At 41.5% G+C, this 19,685-nt stretch carries 18 protein-coding genes; 2 read left to right on the top strand and 16 right to left on the bottom strand.

The features are described from left to right. Nucleotides 1-153: 153 nt before the first annotated feature. Nucleotides 154-1,062, top strand: coding sequence for an ABC transporter substrate-binding protein (locus HUS61_RS01165; protein ID WP_175081853.1), 909 nt, complete (start codon nt 154-156; stop codon nt 1,060-1,062). A gap of 29 nt (nt 1,063-1,091) precedes the next feature. Here HUS61_RS01165 and prpF read toward each other — a convergent pair whose 3' ends face one another. The 5 genes from prpF to HUS61_RS01140 form a co-directional block, all read right to left on the bottom strand. Then, the gene (gene prpF / locus HUS61_RS01160) at nt 1,092-2,261 is read right to left on the bottom strand and encodes a 2-methylaconitate cis-trans isomerase PrpF (protein ID WP_175082031.1); all 1,170 of its coding nucleotides are present in this window, start codon (nt 2,259-2,261) and stop codon (nt 1,092-1,094) included. Between the two features lie 3 nt (nt 2,262-2,264). Then, nucleotides 2,265-4,856 carry a Fe/S-dependent 2-methylisocitrate dehydratase AcnD gene (gene acnD / locus HUS61_RS01155; RefSeq protein ID WP_175078246.1) on the bottom strand — a complete coding sequence of 864 codons (2,592 nt, stop codon included), beginning with the start codon at nt 4,854-4,856 and terminating at the stop codon, nt 2,265-2,267. A 116-nt stretch (nt 4,857-4,972) separates the two neighbouring features. Beyond that, nucleotides 4,973-6,097: a 2-methylcitrate synthase gene (gene prpC / locus HUS61_RS01150; RefSeq protein ID WP_175078245.1), complete on the bottom strand. Its 1,125-nt coding sequence runs from the start codon at nt 6,095-6,097 to the stop codon at nt 4,973-4,975. A gap of 24 nt (nt 6,098-6,121) precedes the next feature. Further along, on the bottom strand, nt 6,122-6,997 hold the full coding sequence (gene prpB / locus HUS61_RS01145) for a methylisocitrate lyase (RefSeq protein ID WP_054561375.1): 876 nt from the start codon (nt 6,995-6,997) through the stop codon (nt 6,122-6,124). Between the two features lie 84 nt (nt 6,998-7,081). Continuing rightward, nucleotides 7,082-7,786: a GntR family transcriptional regulator gene (locus tag HUS61_RS01140; protein ID WP_054554723.1), complete on the bottom strand. Its 705-nt coding sequence runs from the start codon at nt 7,784-7,786 to the stop codon at nt 7,082-7,084. Between the two features lie 280 nt (nt 7,787-8,066). Between HUS61_RS01140 and rsmF the strand changes: the two genes are divergently transcribed. Then, nucleotides 8,067-9,506, top strand: coding sequence for a 16S rRNA (cytosine(1407)-C(5))-methyltransferase RsmF (rsmF, locus tag HUS61_RS01135; protein ID WP_175081852.1), 1,440 nt, complete (start codon nt 8,067-8,069; stop codon nt 9,504-9,506). A gap of 256 nt (nt 9,507-9,762) precedes the next feature. Here rsmF and HUS61_RS01130 read toward each other — a convergent pair whose 3' ends face one another. From HUS61_RS01130 to fabD, 11 genes are all read right to left on the bottom strand, one after another. Then, the gene (locus HUS61_RS01130) at nt 9,763-11,583 is read right to left on the bottom strand and encodes an alkaline phosphatase D family protein (RefSeq protein WP_175082030.1); all 1,821 of its coding nucleotides are present in this window, start codon (nt 11,581-11,583) and stop codon (nt 9,763-9,765) included. A 35-nt stretch (nt 11,584-11,618) separates the two neighbouring features. Continuing rightward, on the bottom strand, nt 11,619-12,398 hold the full coding sequence (locus tag HUS61_RS01125) for a TatD family hydrolase (protein ID WP_175081851.1): 780 nt from the start codon (nt 12,396-12,398) through the stop codon (nt 11,619-11,621). 13 nt (nt 12,399-12,411) lie between these two features. Next, nucleotides 12,412-12,738: a PilZ domain-containing protein gene (locus HUS61_RS01120; RefSeq protein ID WP_054554720.1), complete on the bottom strand. Its 327-nt coding sequence runs from the start codon at nt 12,736-12,738 to the stop codon at nt 12,412-12,414. 8 nt (nt 12,739-12,746) lie between these two features. Further along, nucleotides 12,747-13,640 (bottom strand): DNA polymerase III subunit, encoded by an 894-nt coding sequence (locus HUS61_RS01115; RefSeq protein ID WP_175081850.1) that lies wholly within the window; start codon nt 13,638-13,640, stop codon nt 12,747-12,749. A 1-nt stretch (nt 13,641) separates the two neighbouring features. Then, complete coding sequence (gene tmk / locus HUS61_RS01110; RefSeq protein ID WP_054561369.1) at nt 13,642-14,268, bottom strand: dTMP kinase; 627 nt, start codon at nt 14,266-14,268, stop codon at nt 13,642-13,644. Nucleotides 14,269-14,285: 17 nt separating this feature from the next. Then, nucleotides 14,286-15,263, bottom strand: coding sequence for an endolytic transglycosylase MltG (gene mltG, locus HUS61_RS01105; RefSeq protein ID WP_175081849.1), 978 nt, complete (start codon nt 15,261-15,263; stop codon nt 14,286-14,288). Then, nucleotides 15,260-16,072 carry an aminodeoxychorismate lyase gene (gene pabC / locus HUS61_RS01100; RefSeq protein WP_175081848.1) on the bottom strand — a complete coding sequence of 271 codons (813 nt, stop codon included), beginning with the start codon at nt 16,070-16,072 and terminating at the stop codon, nt 15,260-15,262. The genes mltG and pabC overlap by 4 nt, the downstream gene beginning before the upstream one ends. 57 nt (nt 16,073-16,129) lie before the next feature. Further along, a complete protein-coding gene (gene fabF, locus HUS61_RS01095; RefSeq protein ID WP_054554715.1) occupies nt 16,130-17,368 on the bottom strand; it encodes a beta-ketoacyl-ACP synthase II in 1,239 nt (412 codons plus the stop codon). A 117-nt stretch (nt 17,369-17,485) separates the two neighbouring features. Next, entirely contained in the window at nt 17,486-17,722 is a 237-nt protein-coding gene (acpP, locus tag HUS61_RS01090) for an acyl carrier protein (RefSeq protein WP_016707440.1), read from the bottom strand. A 238-nt stretch (nt 17,723-17,960) separates the two neighbouring features. Continuing rightward, nucleotides 17,961-18,707 carry a 3-oxoacyl-ACP reductase FabG gene (gene fabG / locus HUS61_RS01085; protein WP_175081847.1) on the bottom strand — a complete coding sequence of 249 codons (747 nt, stop codon included), beginning with the start codon at nt 18,705-18,707 and terminating at the stop codon, nt 17,961-17,963. Between the two features lie 11 nt (nt 18,708-18,718). Next, the gene (fabD, locus tag HUS61_RS01080; RefSeq protein WP_167657743.1) at nt 18,719-19,645 is read right to left on the bottom strand and encodes an ACP S-malonyltransferase; all 927 of its coding nucleotides are present in this window, start codon (nt 19,643-19,645) and stop codon (nt 18,719-18,721) included. Nucleotides 19,646-19,685 lie beyond the last annotated feature (40 nt).

The raw sequence follows: 19,685 nt of genomic DNA, 5'->3' as shown, positions 1-19,685 counted from the left end.
AATACAAATGTAAACTTTTTGTCACTCAAGCCTATTAAAATAAGCTGTGATCGAAAAATGTACTCCATCCGTTAGATATTGTTACAGTTACTAGGTTGTATATTTACGGCAAAAGGCTAAGCTTTAGATAAATAACAAAAACTTAAACAATTTATGAAACTACTAACCGTATTTTTTTTATTCGCCTCATATCAAGCTCTTGCGGGCCTTACGCCTGTTAGCTTTGAAAAAAATGGCGAAATCATCACTGAAGAAGCGGTGCGTTTCAACGGCGGATATGGTTATAACTTAGATGCCAAACATGTTTTAAAGCTCGTTACTTTAGATTGGCCTCCTTATATAGACGAAAACTTATGCAACAAAGGCTGGCTTTACCAATTTGCTGTAAGCTCCTTACTTGAAAAAGGCTATGGCGTGCACATTAGCTTTTATCCTTGGGCGCGTGCCGTAAGAGAAGCTGAATTAGGTCGCGCTGATATTCTCTTTCCTGAATATTTCATTGAAGATGATGTTATTTCAGATAACTTCCTTGATAAAACCCGCAACAATTTACTCGCTTTAAGTCATGCCATTCCAGGTGGGAATCTTTCTTTCGTGGCGTTAAAAGGAACTCAAATTCCATTTAATGGGGATTTAAACTCTGTAAAAGACTTGCCTATTGGTGTAGTTCGCTCATATAAAAACACCAAAGAACTCGATGCCATGATTGATAATAAAGAAATCGATACAATCGTCGCTAATAATGAGTACCAACTAATTCATCTCTTGCTTAGTAACCGAGTAAGCCTGATTGTGGCAGATCTTGAAGTGTTAAAAGCAAGCGTTTACAAGTCTGAATTATCAAATAGCGGCAAACGACAAATTTTAGAATCACTGGTCGCATTAGAGCCTAAGCTTGAATACAAACCGCTATATTTTTCTGTCAGCAAATCAACGCCGCACTGGCAAAAAGTTTTAGAAGACTTAAATGACGAAATAGAACTAATGCAACAAAGCGGCAAGTTTGACGAGTTTATCGAAGGTATGAAGCAACAATGCTACGGATTAGACAAAGCGGCGTAACCGCCGCTTTATTTTGATTATGTGTACTGCTACTCGGGCACTCGAACCCAGCCTTCCATTAATACACGTGCACTTCGGCTCATACTTGCTTTTGTGACTTGCCAATTACCATCAACAAGTGTTGCAGCAGCGCCGACTTTTAAAGTGCCAGAAGGATGACCAAAGTTTACCTCTTGTCGCTCACCACCACCTGCAGCAAGGTTTACTAAAGTTCCAGGTATGGCAGCTGCAGTACCTATTGCTACCGCAGCCGTGCCCATCATAGCATGGTGCAATTTACCCATCGACATAGCACGTACCACTAAATCAATATCGGTTTCATTTACAACTTTACCGCTTGATGCGTGATAAGTTTTAGCTGGTGAAACCCAAGCTACTTTTGGCGTATGTTGACGTGCTTTTGCTTCATCAATATGAGAAATTAGCCCCATTTTCAACGCTCCATAGGCGCGAATCGTTTCTAACTTTTCAAGTGCCGATGCATCACCGTTAATGGCTTCTTGTAGCTCTGTGCCATCGTAGCTAACTTCACTGGCGTTAATGAAAACTGTAGGAATACCCGCATTGATCATCGTTGCAGACAACATACCAATACCCGGTACCTCTAATTCATCGACTAAGTTACCTGTTGGAAATAAGGCCCCTTCGCCATCTGCAGGGTCCATAAATTCAAGTTTCACTTCAGCGGCTGGAAAGGTCACGCCATCAAGCTCAAAATCACCAGTTTCTTGCACTTCACCGTTAGTAATTGGCACGTGCACTATGATAGTTTTACTAATATTGACTTGCCATACTTTAACTTCAACAACGCCGTTCTCTGGAATTTTGCTGGCATCAACAAGACCGTTTGACACAGCAAAGGCCCCGACTGCTGAAGTTAAATTACCGCAGTTACCACTCCAATCAACAAACGCCTTATCGATAGCAACTTGACCAAATAAATAATCAACATCGTGATCAGCTTTAGCGCTTTTCGATAATATCACCGTTTTACTGGTGCTTGAGGTTGCACCGCCCATACCATCAGTTTGTTTTTGGTAAGGATCGGGGCTGCCAATCACACGTAATAACAGATTATCGCGCGCCTCACCTGCCACTTGGGCAGGCTCGGGTAAATCAGTCAAGTTAAAGAACACCCCTTTACTGGTGCCGCCACGCATATAGGTCGCTGGCACCTTAATTTGTGGTTTAAACGCCATCACTTAGTGCTCCTCAGATTCTAAGAAATCTTGCGCGAAACGTTGCAGTACACCACCCGCTGAATAAATTGACACTTCTTCAGCAGTATCTAAACGGCACGTCATTGGTACTTCAACGATTTCACCATTGGCACGGGTAATCACTAATGTCAGTGTTGCGCCTGGTGTTGGCTCACCTTTGACACTGAAACTCTCACTACCATCAATACCTAGCGTAGTTCGCGTGGTACCTGCTTTAAACTCAAGCGGTAATACACCCATACCAATTAAGTTAGTACGGTGAATACGCTCAAAGCCTTCTGCTGCAATCACTTGAACACCAGCTAAACGTACACCTTTTGCAGCCCAGTCACGTGATGAGCCTTGGCCATAATCGGCACCTGCCACAATGATAAGCGGCTGCTTGCGCTGCATGTAGGTTTCAATAGCTTCCCACATACGCGTCACTTTGCCTTCTGGTTCAATGCGAGCATATGAACCTTGCTTCACTTCACCATTTTCTTTAACCATTTCATTCAATAACTTAGGGTTAGCGAATGTAGCACGCTGTGCTGTTAAATGGTCACCTCGGTGAGTAGCATACGAGTTAAAATCTTCTTCCGGCAGGCCCATTTTAGCGAGGTATTCACCAGCAGCACTTGACGCTAAAATCGCATTCGAAGGTGATAAGTGGTCAGTAGTGATGTTGTCGCCCAACACAGCTAGTGCACGCATATCACTCAGAGAGCGTTCACCCGCTAATGCGCCTTCCCAATAAGGAGGACGGCGAATATAAGTACTTTGTGGGCGCCATTGGTAAAGTGGATCGTTGTCTTCACCGTAATCTACACTTAAATCAAACATTGGCTCGTAAACCTTTTTAAATTGTTCAGGTTTAACACTTTGTTTGATCACCGCATCAATTTCTTCATCTGATGGCCATAAATCCATTAGGCGAATTTCGTTGCCTTGTTGATCATGCCCTAATACATCTTTTTCGATATCAAAACGAATAGTACCGGCAATTGCATAAGCAACAACCAGTGGCGGTGAAGCTAAGAATGCTTGTTTAGCATAAGGATGAATACGACCATCGAAGTTACGGTTACCCGACAGTACAGCGGTTGCGTATAGGTCACGGTCAATCACTTCTTGCTGAATTTTTGGATCAAGCGCACCACTCATGCCATTACAGGTTGTACACGCAAAGGCAACAATACCAAAGCCAAGTTGCTCAAGCTCAGGTAACAAATTAGCTTCTTCTAAATAAGACTTAACCGCTTTAGAACCCGGTGCCAGTGATGTTTTAACCCATGGCTTACGAGTTAAACCTTTAGCGTTAGCATTACGCGCAAGTAAACCTGCAGCAATAACGTTGCGTGGGTTACTGGTATTAGTACAACTTGTGATTGCTGCAATGATACAGGCGCCATCTGGCATTAAGCCTTCTTCATTCTCAACAACGCCAGTGATACCCGCTTTATCAAGATCGCTAGTTGCAACACGGCGATGTGGATTCGAAGGGCCCGCAATATTGCGACCAACTGATGATAGATCAAAGGTTAACACACGCTCGTATTCAGCCGTTTTAAGGCTATCACTCCAAAGGCCAGTCTCTTTTGCGTATGTTTCAACTAGTTTAACTTGCTCTTCTTCACGGCCAGTTAAACGTAGATAATCAAGTGTGTTGTCATCGATGTAGAACATCGCTGCTGTTGCGCCAAACTCTGGCGTCATATTAGAGATAGTTGCTCTATCGCCTAAGGTTAGTGCATCAGCACCTTCGCCATAAAATTCAAGGTAGGTCGACACAACTCTTTCATTACGTAAAAATTCGGTGATCGCTAATACAATGTCGGTTGCAGTAATACCCGGTTGTGGCTTGCCTTTTAGTTCAACACCCACAATGTCAGGTAAACGCATGTAAGATGCACGGCCAAGCATCACGCTTTCAGCTTCAAGACCACCTACACCGACTGCAATAACACCTAACGCATCGACCATAGGTGTGTGGCTATCTGTACCAACTAAGGTATCTGGGAATGCCACGCCATCACGTTTTTGGATCACCGGTGACATTTTCTCTAAATTAATCTGATGCATAATGCCGTTTCCCGGCGGGATCACATCAATATTTTTAAATGCTGTTTTCGTCCAATTAATAAAGTGGAAACGGTCATCATTACGGCGGTCTTCAATAGCACGGTTTTTTTCAAATGCGTCAGGTTCAAAACCTGCGTGTTCAACCGCTAATGAGTGGTCAACAATTAACTGTGTTGGTACCACAGGGTTCACTTTTGCAGGATCGCCGCCTTTTGCAGCAATAGCATCACGCAGACCTGCTAAATCAACTAACGCTGTTTGACCTAAGATATCGTGACAAACAACACGAGCAGGAAACCATGGAAAATCTAAATCACGCTTGCGGTCAATCAATTGCGACAATGCATCATTTAGCATTTCAGGTTCACAGCGACGAACTAAGTTTTCGGCAAGTACTCGCGATGTGTAAGGAAGTGTGGCATAGCTGCCCGGTTTAATTGCATCAACAGCAGCACGGGTATCAAAGTAATCGACTCCGGTGCCTGCTAATGGTTTTCTAAAATTTGTATTCATGATGATTCTACTTGTACTTGGTGACGGTGAACAAAGGTGGGCTGATTGTTTTTGTATTTATTTCGCCCCTTCATAAAGGGGCAGCTAAGCTACCCCTATCACTGATTTAATTACGATTAACGCTCAGAAATTGGCGTATAGCTGCGCGCTTCTGGGCCCGTATAATCTGCACTTGGGCGAATAATACGGTTGTTAGCACGTTGCTCTTTCACGTGTGCTGTCCAACCCGTAACACGGCTCATCACGAAAATTGGAGTGAATAACTTAGTTGGAATCCCCATGAAGTGATACGCAGATGCATGGAAGAAATCAGCATTACAGAATAATTTCTTTTCACGCCACATAACTTCTTCACAGCGAACAGACACAGGATATAGAACATCGTCACCCACTTCTGCAGCCAGTTTTTCTGACCATTTTTTGATGATCACGTTACGTGGATCTGATTCGCGGTAGATAGCGTGACCAAAGCCCATGATCTTGTCTTTACGCTCAAGCATACCCATTAGTGCATCTTCAGCTTGATCTGGGCTTGTGAAGCCTTCAATCATATCCATAGCGGCTTCGTTCGCACCACCATGTAATGGGCCACGTAAACTACCAATAGCACCCGTTACACAAGAGTGAATATCAGACAATGTTGATGCACACACACGCGCAGTAAATGTTGATGCATTAAACTCATGCTCTGCATATAAAATTAAAGACACATTCATTACTTGCTCAAACAGTGCTGATGGTGCTTCGTCATGTAATAAACGTAAGAAGTGTGCACCTACCGAATCATCATCTGTTTCAGTTTCAATACGAACGCCGTCATGGCTAAAACGATACCAGTAACAAATAATGCTCGGGAATACGGCAACTAGGCGGTCAATCGCATCATTCGCTTGTGAGAAATCTTGCTCCATCTCTAAGTTACCTAGCATAGAACAACCAGTGCGCATTACATCCATTGGGTGCGCGTCTTTAGGAATGTTCTCAAGCACAGTTTTTAGTGCATCTGGTAAACCTCGTAGTGATTTTAACTTTGCTTTATATTCAGTCAGCTCAGACTCTGTTGGTAATTCACCACGCGACAGTAAAAAAGACACTTCTTCAAACTGCGCTTTATCTGCTAATTCACTAATATCATAACCACAATAAGTTAAACCTGAACCTGACTTACCTACTGTACACAGTGCTGTTTCACCTGCTACTTGACCACGTAAACCTGCGCCGCCTAATGCTTTATCTACCATGAGTGTTCTCCTTATATGTTGTCGTTATGATTTTTTAGCTGAGAAAAGGTTATCGAGTGTGTTTTCATATGAGTGATAATCTAAAAACTCATATAATTCCGCACGTGTTTGCATATTGTCTACTTGGCTTTGTTGTGAGCCCTCGCTAAGAATAGACGAATACACATTAAGTGCTGCTTTGTTCATCGCTCTAAATGCACTAAGTGGATAAAGTACAATTTCAACACCCACTTCGCTCAATTGCTCTTTTGTATAAAGTGGCGTTTGACCAAATTCAGTGATGTTCGCAAGAATTGGCACATTTAACGCTTTAGCAAACGCTTGGTAATCTGCTAAATCATGCACAGCTTCTGCAAAGATGGCGTCTGCACCTGCTTCAACACACGCTGCTGCGCGGTCAATCGCTGCATTTAAGCCTTCTTTTTGGAATGCATCAGTACGCGCCATAATGTAAAAATCACTGTCTGTTTTAGCATCAACCGCAGCTTTAATACGATCAACCATTTCATCTTTAGACACGATCTCTTTATTAGGACGGTGACCACAACGTTTTTGTGCTACTTGGTCTTCAATATGGAAGCCCGCTGCGCCTGCTTTGGTCATTTCTTTAACGGTACGAGCAATATTAAAAGCACCGCCCCAACCTGTGTCAGCATCAACAAGAAGCGGTAAGTCGGTAGCGCTGGTGATTCGACGAATATCTTCAAGTACGTTATCAAGGCTAGTCATACCTAAATCTGGCATGCCGTATGATGCGTTAGCAACACCCGCACCTGAGAGGTAAAGTGCTTGGTGACCGGTTTTCTCTGCCATCATTGCGCAGTACGCATTGACGGTGCCAACCACTTGTAATGGCTTGTTGTTGGCGATTGCCTGTTTGAACTTTAATCCTGCTGACATTGGATAACTCCTATCTTTGAACGGTTTCAGCTCTTTGGCTGACTCTATTTTTTAAATCTAAATTGTGACTGTTTAACTACGGCGCTACTGATTTTTTGCTGCGAGTAAGTCAAACTTCGTCTGAATATTTGCCTGAGACGCACTAATATGGCGCTTCATAAGCATTTCGGCTAATTCACCGTCATGGTTTTCAATGGCATTAATAATAGCCAAGTGTTCATCAAACGCTTTTGATACACGTGGCCCAACCATCCCCATTTGTACACGGTACATACGAATTAACTGGTACAACTCATTACATAAAAGATGAATTAAGTGTGCGTTTTTCGACCCTTTAATAATGCGATAATGAAAATCAAGGTCGCCCGCTTCTTGGTAGTATGATTCACCTTCTTTTACACGCTGTGTTTGTAAGTGCTGATTCAATAACTGTTTTAAACCCTGCACTTCTTCAGGTTCCATGTTGTCGGCAGCTAACCGACAAGCCAGCCCTTCTAAGGCACTACGAACCTGATAGACTTCGATTAAACGCTCGGCGGTTAGTGCAACAACACGACAACCGACATTTGCTTTACGCTCTACCAAATAACAGCTCTCTAAACGATTTAGCGCCTCACGTAAGGTGGCACGGCTTACACCATAGCGTTTAGCAAGTTCTGGCTCAGAAATTTTGCTACCCTGCTCAATGGTGCCCTGTACAATTTCACGGCGCATGTCGACAAACACTTGGTCTGATGCTGTTGTTATCGTGATATCGTTGTAGTTATCGTTGGCTTTTTGCTCTGTCATAATAGGTCTATCAAAGTACTAAATTAAGATTGTCGACAATTTGTAAGTTCACTATGCGCCCTATCATTGCAAGTGTCAACCTTGAGATCGGAAAAACAGGCTAAAAAACCAACAAAATGTCGACATAAATTGATATTTATCAAAAATAATGGCTATAAAGAACATTTATATTAGCAATGTGTCGACACTTCAATATCGCTCTTAAAAAGCTAAAAATATCCCCTGATAGCGCTATAAATGGTATGATCCAGCTATTATTACGTGATGTGAGAGCCATTTAGTGGACGCTAATACATATATTCCTGACTCATTTATTGATGATGTAAAAAGCTACCTTCCTGAACATTTATCATTAGACGACTTTATTGCAGCCTGTCGCCGCCCACTAAGACGATCTGTTCGCGTAAATACATTAAAAATGTCAGTCGATGAATTTCAGCGTCAATGCGCCAAAAAAGGATGGGAATTAACAGCAATTCCATGGTGCGAAGAAGGATTCTGGCTAACACGACCAAGCGACGAAGAAGCCGCCCTTGCAATCGGTAATACCGATTTACACTTAAGTGGTGCTATGTATGTGCAAGAAGCCAGCTCAATGTTACCACCGGTAGCACTGAGAGCCGAAGTTAAGCAAAGCGACGCGGTACTTGATATGGCATCGGCACCAGGTTCAAAAACATCACAAATCGCCGCCATGATGGATAATAGTGGCGTGTTAGTGGCCAATGAGTTGTCATCGTCACGCTTAAAAGTATTGGCTGCAACCCTCAAACGTATGGGTGTGGGTAATTGTGCATTATCACATTTTGACGGTGTGATATTCGGGGATTACATGTATGAGTGCTTCGACAGCATTTTGCTAGATGCCCCGTGTTCAGGTGAAGGCACGGTTCGTAAAGATGCAGACGCCTTAAAAAATTGGTCAATCGAATCTAATATTGATATTGCTGCTGTGCAAAAAGCCCTTATCAAAAGTGCCTTTTATGCCTTAAAACCAGGCGGTACATTAGTCTATTCGACCTGTACTTTAACACCGCTTGAGAACCAACAAGTGTGTGAGTATCTATTAGCAGAGTTCCCTGATTGCATCGAAGTACAATCGCTCAATACTCTGTTTGATGGTGCAGACAAAGCGACAACCAGCGAAGGTTATTTGCATGTTTGGCCGCAAACTTACGACAGTGAAGGTTTCTTCATCGCTAAATTTAAGAAAGTAGCATCAAGCGATAACCCAAATCAAAAAGTTAAAAAAGGCGCATTTCCGTTTGCTGAATTTGATAAAAAACAAAGCCAAGCGTTTATGCAAACAATTAAAAAACAGTTCGGTCTAAAATCACTTAAAGGCACGTTAATGCAGCGTGATAAAGAGCTCTGGTTGTTTCCTGATGGCTTTGATGAACTACAAGATAAAATTAAATACTCACGTTTAGGTATTCAACTTGGTGTGATCCACAAAGGTGGTGTTCGCTTAACTCACGAGTTTGCCACTGTCTTTGGCCAAGATTGCGATAAAAATACCTTTGAGATGTCTGCTTGCCAAGCAAACGATTACTTTAACGGTAAAGATATTAGGCTCGAAAAACCAACGCAAGATAATGGTGAAGTAGTTTTAATGTTATGTGGTTGTCCGGTAGGACTTGGTAAGTGGCAAAAGAATAAAATTAAGAACTCATTACCGCGTGATTTGGTCCAAAATGCCCAGTTGATAACTTGGGTATAAGTTGCGCATAAAGACTGTATAAATAAGGCGCTAATTTAGGTAAAAAGCTGTAACAGACTGATTTTAAACTAGTATAAAATTTGTACATTTACCGTGCAATTTCCTGCTGATTAACTACACTTAAAAGTACTTTCTACTTCTCCATACTGAATTTAGAAGGTGTTTTTTTATAGTTAGCGCAGGCTCACACGAGCCACCCCCTAAGCCCAGAACAATGTGGATTCGTTCTGGGCGTTTTTTTATTCAAAGGATTCGATTAATTATCGTTTAAATCGAATTCAGTTATTTGATTATCAGCGTGAATAAGTTCATATTTAGCGAGTAAACCGTCATTGAGCTCAATTAAGCTGATAGCCGCATTACTGACTAAATACTTTTGTCCTTCGCCTATGGTTTGGTGTTTATCTACTTCCATTTGCCAACGTTTAGTGAAAAAGTTAAGTGGGCTTTTCGGGGCATATAAAATTGAGTCGAGCTTATCGAGTACATTAATAAGTTTGCGTGGGAACTCATTTTTAATACCACTGGCAGTTAACTGCCAAATACGGTTTTTATGCTTACCAAAGCGTTTTTGCACTGAAAAACAAAATGAATAATGAACATCACCAGAGAGGATCAAGGTTTCTTTTGGTGTATCTTCACGGCGAAAAGTATCTAACAGCTTTTTAGCAGAACCTTCATGGGCCATCCAGTTTTCAACATCAACCAACAAAGGTTGCCCGCAAAAATTAAAAATCGCTTGGATTGCTTCAATCGATTTAACACCAAACACCGGTGCTGGAGATACAATAATCACTTTATCGTGAGACAATAAGCTTTCTTCTAATTCAGTGAGCCTTTCCCAATCAAGTAAACCAGATGGTTCATTGAAGTTTTGTTCATTACGCCAGCGATGGGTTCGGGTATCGAGCACCACAACTTTGGGGATGGTATTTAGCTCGTAATGCCAATGGTTAAAATTGAGTATTAGCTTATCAAAGTCTTGAAACTGCCAGTTCTGTTGCTGCAGACTTTGTTTAAAACTGGCTAATAAAGACAGCGAGTTATCACCTGCATCATTACCAATCCCCTGCATTAACCAATAACTAATCAGGCCATTATTTACAATACGACGGCTAGCTGGGTGCTGATAAATAGCTTGCTCCCAGCCTGCGGTTAGGTTCCAATCATCGGTGACATCATGATCGTCAAACATCATTAGTGTCGATACATTGGCGAATAACCTTTCAACGCTTTGAAGACCCTTTGCAAAGCCAAGCAGTGAGTCTTTTTCAAGTTTAAATAGATTAGCGTATTTAGGGGCTAATGCTGGGCATTCAATTGATTCAAAATCAATTAGCTGCCAAGTAACCGCGCTGAAGTTTAATAAATAAAGCGCTATAAATTCTTGAAAATGAATTAAGTGGTTTTCAGCTTTTAAGCTTGAGAAGTGTGGCTCATCTTTTTTAAGCCAATAACCAACACCAAATTTGCTCCGTTTTTGCCAAGGTACTTTAGGTAAGTGTAAATGGCGCTGATATAGTTGCTGCTCAAACTCTTCTGGCAAATCTAAATCAAGCGCTGGCTCTTGAAACACACCAAATAGGCTAATCACTTTTTCAATCGCGAGCAGCATAGGCCCTGCGACATCATCCGCATATATTTGGTCGCCAGATAACAATAATAGGTCTGCACCTGCATTAAGCGATTGGCGCTGATCATTTTGCCAATTATCTGCAGCAACAAGGCTGTCTTTTGCTGGGTGATGAGGATTACGACACGAGCCATGCAGAATTCTATCGAGTCGATTTGGGATCACAAATGCCGGAGATTCGGCACGTTCATAGCAATAAGACGACAAATCAAGGCTTTTATCTTCATCATGTAATGAATAATAGATCAGTGAATCAACTGCAAACTGGCCACTGACTGGCATGACATTAATGAAATTTAAGTAAAGCTGTTGCCCTAATTGGATTGACTCTAAGTTAGAGAAAGTCTCAACACCGCTAAACTCAATTCGGTATTGGCAAGGCCTAGTTGTAACAAATTGAAAACACACTCGCCCTGCATCTGCTCGGCGTACCATTGGCCCCATTACTAACTGAGGTAAGTTCGATACGCCGTCCACTATTACGCCCTTTTAGCTTGATTAAACAACGAATAAAAGTTGTTAGTTGTTGCTTCAGCTAACTCGTTAAAAGTAAGCCCTTTTAACTCAGCGATGTAGTAAGCGACATCTTCAACATAGGCTGGTTGATTTGTTTTACCACGATATGGAACAGGCGCTAAATACGGTGAATCTGTTTCGATCAATAAGCGATCTAGCGGAATTTGCTTTACAACGTCTTTTAATTCTACGGCATTTTTAAACGTAACAATGCCCGAAATAGAAATATAAAAGCCCATATCAATGGCTTTTTTGGCCATTTCCCAGTTTTCTGTAAAACAATGCAATACACCACCACAATTCTCGGCATTGTGAGCGCGCATTAAGTTAATAGTGTCTTCTCTGGCATCTCGTGTATGAATAATAAGCGGCTTATTTAGCTCATTGGCAACGTCGATATGACCAACAAAACTCTCTTGCTGAACAATGTGGGTGTCTTTTGAGTAATAGTAATCAAGACCGGTTTCGCCAATAGCAACCACTTTATCGTGGCTTGCAAGTGAAATAAGCCTTTGCTTATCGAGTGCGTCTTTTTGATCAAGTGGATGCACACCGCATGATGCAGAAACATCTGGATAGTGTTTAATTTTATCCAGCATACTTGGAAATTGATCTAAAGTTACGCTTACACATAAAAAGTGTTCTACTTTCTTTGCACGAGCATTATCGAGTACTTGGTCTAAGTCTAAGTCGAGTTTATCAAAATCTAAACGATCTAAATGACAATGAGAATCTACAATCATGGTACTACTTTTATTACATGGTATAGGTCGGATTGCCGGAGTTTAACATAGTACCGAGTAGTTTTTCGATTTTCGCATTCAAATTGGTTTTATCATCGATAAAATTAACACCAATACCTGGTGGGTTTGAGCTTTGTGCACCTTGCGGTGTGATCCAAGCAACTTTACCTGTTACTACATCATCCTCTAGTGCATCTGGTAATGTGACCTTTAAAGCCAATGAATGCCCCATTTCAAAGCGCATATTAGTGCGAACAAACAAACCACCATTTTTTAGATAAGGCATATAACAGCGATATAATTCTTCTAAGTCTTCAATATCTACTAATAATTCTTGCACGATACTTCCTAATTTTGGCTTTCACGTAAAGTAAACGCTAATTGTGAAATTGCTAGTTCCAAGTTTAAACCAAGCACATGTGAACTGTTATAAAGAAACTCTGAAATTGCAGATTGTGCTTTCTGATAATTGAAAAAGTCCATTCCTAAAACCAATTGCGTTTTAAGATGCTCTGTTAAAAACAAAGCAAATACATTAACCAAGCTATGATCTTTATTAAGGATGTCGACTAACGCACTGAAATTATGGCTGTCTTTTATCTCAGTTGCAAATTTATAAAGAGAATCGACAGCTTCAAGTTGGTTGTCATTTTGCCACTGCTGAACAAGAAGTGGCTGCCTAGCGAATAACTCCAACCATGAATAATTAGCAATGCTTAATGATGCTAACCATTTTTTCGTATATTCAGAGTTAACTTTTATTTCGTGTACGGCACAGCGACTTAAAATTGTTGCAGGTAATAATGCAGTTTGTTCGCACGTTAACAATAAATAACGGCGCAAGCTTGGCTCTTCAAGGGTTTTTAATAAAGCATTAGCCGCTGCAGTGGTCATTTTATGACACTGTTCAAGTACCACTACTTTGTTACCATTTTGTGCCGCTGAATGGTTGATAAAATCACTGATCTCACGAATTTCATCAACGCCTATTGTTTGGCCTTCCACCTTTACAACGCGTTTATCAGGGTGAGTACCTGCTTGATTAAGTTGACAGCTTTTACAATTGCCACAGGCTTTTAAATTTACAGGTGACGCGCAAAGTAAGCCATCGGCGAGCGAATCGACTAAACATAGTTTGCCAACACCTTTATCACCATTAAATAGCTGGGCATGATGAAAGCGTTGCTGTGCAAAACTTTGCGCTAGTTGCTGATAAAGCCCTTCAAGCCACGGCAAAGGCATATTAATTTAAACCTGCAAAAAAGTTATCAAGCACGGTTGTGATTGCCGCATGTACTTCTGGCATTGTTTGGTTTGCATCCACTGTTTTGATACTGCTATCAGTTTTAGCTATTTCAAGGTAGCGTGCGCGAGTGCGCTCAAAAAAACCTAACGCTTCTTGTTCAATACGATCAAGTTCACCACGGCCTTTTGCACGAGCAAGCCCCACAGCTGGGTCAATATCTAAATAAATGGTTAAATCAGGTTTTAAACCATTTAGCACCATATCAGCTAAAAAAGAGAGTTTAGTCTGTTCAATACCACGACCACCACCTTGATATGCTTGTGACGAAAGATCATGACGATCACCTAAAACCCAAGTGCCCTTTTCAAGTGCTGGATTAATAACATTAGCAACCAATTGCGAGCGTGCTGCATACATGATTAATAGCTCTGTTTCACCGGTCACTGTTTCTTGGTGAGCCTGTTTGACGATATTACGCAGCTCTTCAGCCATAGCTGTACCGCCGGGCTCACGTACATTAATAAAATCGACTTGCTTGTTTTCTAAATAAGCTTGGCATACGGCAATGGCCGTTGATTTTCCGGCACCTTCTAGGCCTTCAATCACTATAAATTTCGCTGTCATAGACTCAATTCTGGTTGTTAGTTTAATTGGTACTGCTTTACCGCACGATTATGTTCTTGCAATGTTTTCGAAAATTGATGGCTGCCATCCCCTTTCGCAACAAAATACACATATTCAGACTCAGGAGGATTAACCGCGGCCAAAATCGCTGCTTTCGAAGGCATGGCTATGGGTGTTGGCGGCAAGCCTTTTATCTTATACGTGTTATACGGTGTATAGGTTGTTAAATCTTTTCGCTTTATATCACCGTCAAAATCAGCACCAATACCATAAATAACCGTTGGATCTGTTTGTAAGCGCATATTGGTTTTTAAACGATTGGTAAATACCGCAGAAATTAGTGGTCGCTCAGAAGCAAGGCCCGTTTCTTTTTCGATGATAGAAGCCAGTATTAACGCTTCATACGGTGAGCTTAATACTAAATCTGCTGCTCTAGTTTGCCATGCAGCGTCTAATTCCTGCTGCATTTTGCTGTATGCGCGTTTTAATACGCCGCTGGCAGTATCTTCACTATGGTAGTGATAGGTGTCAGGGAACAACCAGCCTTCTAAATTTTCTTGTGTGCTACTTATCTGCGTCGCTAAATTTTCTGTGTCTAAGTCTTGTGTTAAATGTGCTTGTTTTTGGATATTAGCAACAACGTCACGAAGTGGCTGACCTTCAATAATTGTAAAGCTAAAGCTTACTTGTTCACCTTGATTGATACGACGAATATTATCAATAACGGCGCTTGTATCCAGTTCATATAGACCCGCTTTTAGATCAGTAAGCGTAGGATCTAATTTAGCTAGTACCTGAAATTTAAAGCAGCTATCAACCCACTGCTTTGTTTGCCATGCTTGGCAAAGCTGATTAAAGCCAGTGCCACGTTCTACTTTAAATAAAGTACTATTTTCAACTTTTAACGGCATTTTTAATGCTGATTGAAGCTGTTGATAGCCAATACCACAACATAGCAATGCTAATAACAGCACGCTAACAATGACTTTTATCACACACTCTCCTTGGCAAACTGCGCCGTTAATAGCGCTTTACTGCATTCAATATCAAACTGTGTATCAGCAATTCGAGCAACGGGCACCACGCCCATTAAACTATTACACATAAATACGGCATCCATAGCTAAAAGCTCATCTAGTTGGATTGCTTTAAATTCAATGGCTAACTTATCACATAAAGCGCTGAGATAAACCCCAGTGATACCGCAGCGGTCTAACTTAGGTGATATAACTTGACCGTCTTTAATAGCAAAAATATTTGCAGCAGAGCACTCAATCACATTGTTATCATAATCAAGTACAACAACGTCATCACATTCAAGGCTGCTCATTTGCTTTTTGATAAGCACTTGCTCTAAACGGTTCAATGTTTTTAAGCCTGCAAGTAAAGGTTGATGCGCAAGTTTCACGTCGCTGACCGCTAGGTTTACACCCTGCTGTTGCCAACTTTTATAGTGTGAAACTGCAGGCATTACACTGATCAGCACTTGGATACTTGGTGTATCTGGTAAGCCATAACCACGCCCACCTGCACCACGGGTGATAACTATTTTTAAAATACCGGTTTGTGTATCACTGATTGCATGATTTACTTCACGCTCAATTGCGGTTAAATCTAATTCGGGGAAAAATAGTCTTTGCGCGCATTCTTCTAAACGCGCTTTGTGTAAATCCCAGTGCTCAACGACAGAATTAACCACAGAGCCTGTGGTAAAGAAGCCGTCACCATAATTTAAGCCACGGTCTTGCGTGCTTATTGTGGTGTCTGGTGTGATTATTTTTATTGTTTGTTTTAATTTACTCATACAAAAAAGCCCAGTTAAACAACTGGGCTCTTCTTTTTAGTCCGTTGTTAAAAAGAATTATACCTTTTTAAACAGCAACGAGCCATTAGTACCACCAAAACCAAATGAATTACATAGTGCGTAATCCAATTTAGCGTCACGTGCAGTGTGCGGTACGTAGTCTAAATCACAGCCTTCATCTGGGTTATCAAGGTTGATTGTAGGGCTTACTTTCTGGTCAACAAGTGACAAGATAGTAATGATCGACTCTACCGAGCCTGCTGCACCTAACAAGTGACCCATCATTGATTTAGATGAACTTACCATCACATCTTTCGCTGCATCGCCAAAAATAGTTTTAACAGCTGATGTTTCGGCTTTATCGCCTGCATTAGTCGATGTACCGTGAGCATTAATGTAACCAACTTGGTCTGCATTAACTTGTGCATCGTTTAGGGCATTTTCCATCGCTAGAGCTGCGCCTGCACCGTCTTCAGGTGGAGACGTCATGTGATATGCATCACCACTCATACCAAAACCAACGAGTTCTGCGTAGATTTTCGCGCCACGTGCTTTAGCATGCTCATATTCTTCAAGTACGATAACACCAGCACCATCAGCAAGAACAAAACCATCACGGTCTTTATCCCAAGGACGAGATGCTGCTTGTGGATCGTCGTTACGAGTTGATAATGCACGAGCTGCATTAAAGCCACCCATACCAATTGGTGTCGATGCTTTTTCAGCACCACCGGCTACCATTGCATCTGCATCGCCGTATGCAATCATACGCGCAGCATGACCAATGTTATGTAGACCTGTAGTACAGGCTGTAACGATTGAAATATTAGGGCCACGTAAACCGTGCATAATCGATAAATGACCAGAAATCATATTGATAATGGTCGAAGGCACGTAAAACGGAGAAAGCTTACGCGGACCGCTGTTTAATAGTTTGATGTGGTTTTCTTCAATTAAAGTTAAACCACCGATGCCAGAACCCACTGCTACACCAACACGAGTGGCGTTTTCTTCAGTGATCTCTAGACCAGAATCTTGTAGTGCTTGTACACCCGCTGCAATGCCATATTGGATAAACAAATCCATTTTCTTTGCATCTTTCGGTGACATGTAAGCTGATGCATCAAAGTCATTCAGCAAACCTGCGAATTTGGTGCCGAAACTTGAGGTATCGAAATGCGTGATAGTTTGAATACCACTTTTACCGTTTAACAAACCTTGCCAAGTAGATTCAACATCATTACCTAGCGGTGTCAACATTCCTAAGCCAGTTACGACGACTCGACGTTTAGCCACGGGTTGCCTCCAATAAGGAAATTATTTTAGGTGGGGTGTATACCAAATTTATTAGTATCATTATATAGATAGACTAAGGGCAGCTTAATGCTGCCCTTAAAATCAAAATGCGTAAAATTACTCAGCGTGAGCTGTAACGTAATCGATTGCAGCTTGAACTGTAGTGATCTTTTCAGCTTCTTCGTCTGGGATCTCAGTGTCGAACTCTTCTTCAAGAGCCATTACTAGTTCTACAGTGTCAAGTGAATCAGCACCTAAGTCGTCAACGAAAGAAGCTTCATGTTTTACTTCTTCTTCTTTAACACCTAGTTGCTCAATGATAATTTTCTTTACGCGTTCTTGGATGTCGCTCATTCTTCTTTCCTTTATTAAAAACGCCAATGCGTTATTTTCAGATTGCGGCGTAGTTTACGCCGCATAATTCTGTGATTCAAGGATTTGCTGATAATTACTTATCTGGTCAAACCTCTCGAATAGTATTTGTTCATTTATCGCTTATTTTAATAGCGAATTCAAGTATGTTTAAAGCAAGATCACAAAAAATTCAACAATTTTCGATAATCTTTCGTTAGCAAATTTTTGCTAACTTTCATTAAACCATGTACATCGCGCCATTTACGTGCAATGTTTCGCCTGATACATACGCAGCAGCGTCAGATGCTAAATAACATACCGCAGCAGCGATTTCTTCAGGTTGGCCTAAACGCCCTGCAGGTACATTTGCAAGAGTAGCTGCTTTTTGCTCTTCAGTCAGCTCGTCTGTCATATCTGTTTGGATAAAACCAGGTGCAACAACGTTCACTGTAATGCCACGTGATGCCACTTCGCGTGCTAATGACTTAGTAAAACCAATTACACCCGCTTTCGCTGCAGCATAGTTAGCTTGACCCGCATTACCCATAGTGCCCACAACAGAACCGATATTAATGATACGGCCATTTTTCTTTTTCATCATAGGGCGTAAAACAGCCTTAGATAAACGGAAAATTGAGCTTAGGTTAGTATCGATGATGTCATCCCACTCACCGTCTTTCATACGCATTAATAAGTTATCGCGAGTAATACCCGCATTGTTAACTAATACGTCGATATCGCCTAAATCAGCCTTGATCGCAGCAAGTGTCGCCTCAATTGATTCAGGATCTGTAACGTTAAGGGCATAACCTTTACCGTTGTCACCTAGGTATTCACTGATTTTAGCAGCACCTGATTCGCTTGTTGCAGTACCCGCTACTTTTGCACCTTGTGCAACTAGCGTATTTGCAATCGCTTTACCAATACCACGGCTTGCACCAGTGATTAGGACAACCTTGCCCTCAAGAGAAAATAAATTTGTCATTCTATTCCTACTTATTTCGCTTCATCAATAGCAGCTTGCGTATTAACCGCAGCACATACCATTGCTTTATCAATTCGTTTAGCAAGACCCGTTAATACTTTACCTGGGCCAAACTCATAGCTTTGTGTGATACCTTGAGCAACTAATGCTTGTACAGTTTCAGTCCAGCGAACTGGGCTGTAAAGTTGACGTACTAATGCGTCTTTAATTGCTTCACTTGATTGCTCAGCTTTTACATCAACGTTGTTGATTACATCACACTTAGGTGTATTAAATGTTAAAGCGGCTAAATCAGCAGCTAATTTTTCAGCAGCTGGTTTCATTAGTTCACAGTGAGAAGGTACGCTTACTGCAAGTGGTAAAGCACGTTTAGCACCTGCTTCTTTACATGCTTCTGATGCACGCTCAACTGCCGCTTTGTGACCGGCAATAACAACCTGACCTGGTGAGTTGTAGTTTACTGGTGAAACAACTTCACCATTTGCTGATGCTTCACACGCAGCTTTGATTTCGTCGTCACCTAAGCCGATGATTGCAGCCATAGAACCAACACCAGCAGGTACTGCTTCTTGCATATATAAACCACGATTTTCTACTAGTTTAACTGCTTCGCTTAAGCTTACAACGCCAGCACAAACTAATGCTGAATACTCGCCTAAACTGTGACCAGCCATAACAACATCGGCATCAGGGTTTGCGTCTAACCATTGACGGTAAATAGCAACACTAGCAGTAAGAAGTGCTGGTTGTGTACGATGGGTTTGATTTAATTCTTCTTCTGGACCATTTAGTACAAGTGCAGCTAGATCATAGCCAAGAGCTTCAGATGCTTCAGCGAATGTTGCTTTAGCAATTTGAGAATCAGCTAATAGTTCAGATAACATGCCCACAGTTTGTGAGCCTTGACCTGGAAATACGAGTGCAATTTTATGTGCCATACTTTGCTCTTATAATTAAACAAAAAAATATTCTGTAGCA

The organism is Pseudoalteromonas sp. 0802 (assembly GCF_013350085.1).
Lineage (GTDB): Bacteria > Pseudomonadota > Gammaproteobacteria > Enterobacterales > Alteromonadaceae > Pseudoalteromonas.
The sequence above is the reverse complement of the archived record's forward strand: the minus strand, read 5'-3'. Positions and strand labels throughout refer to the sequence as shown.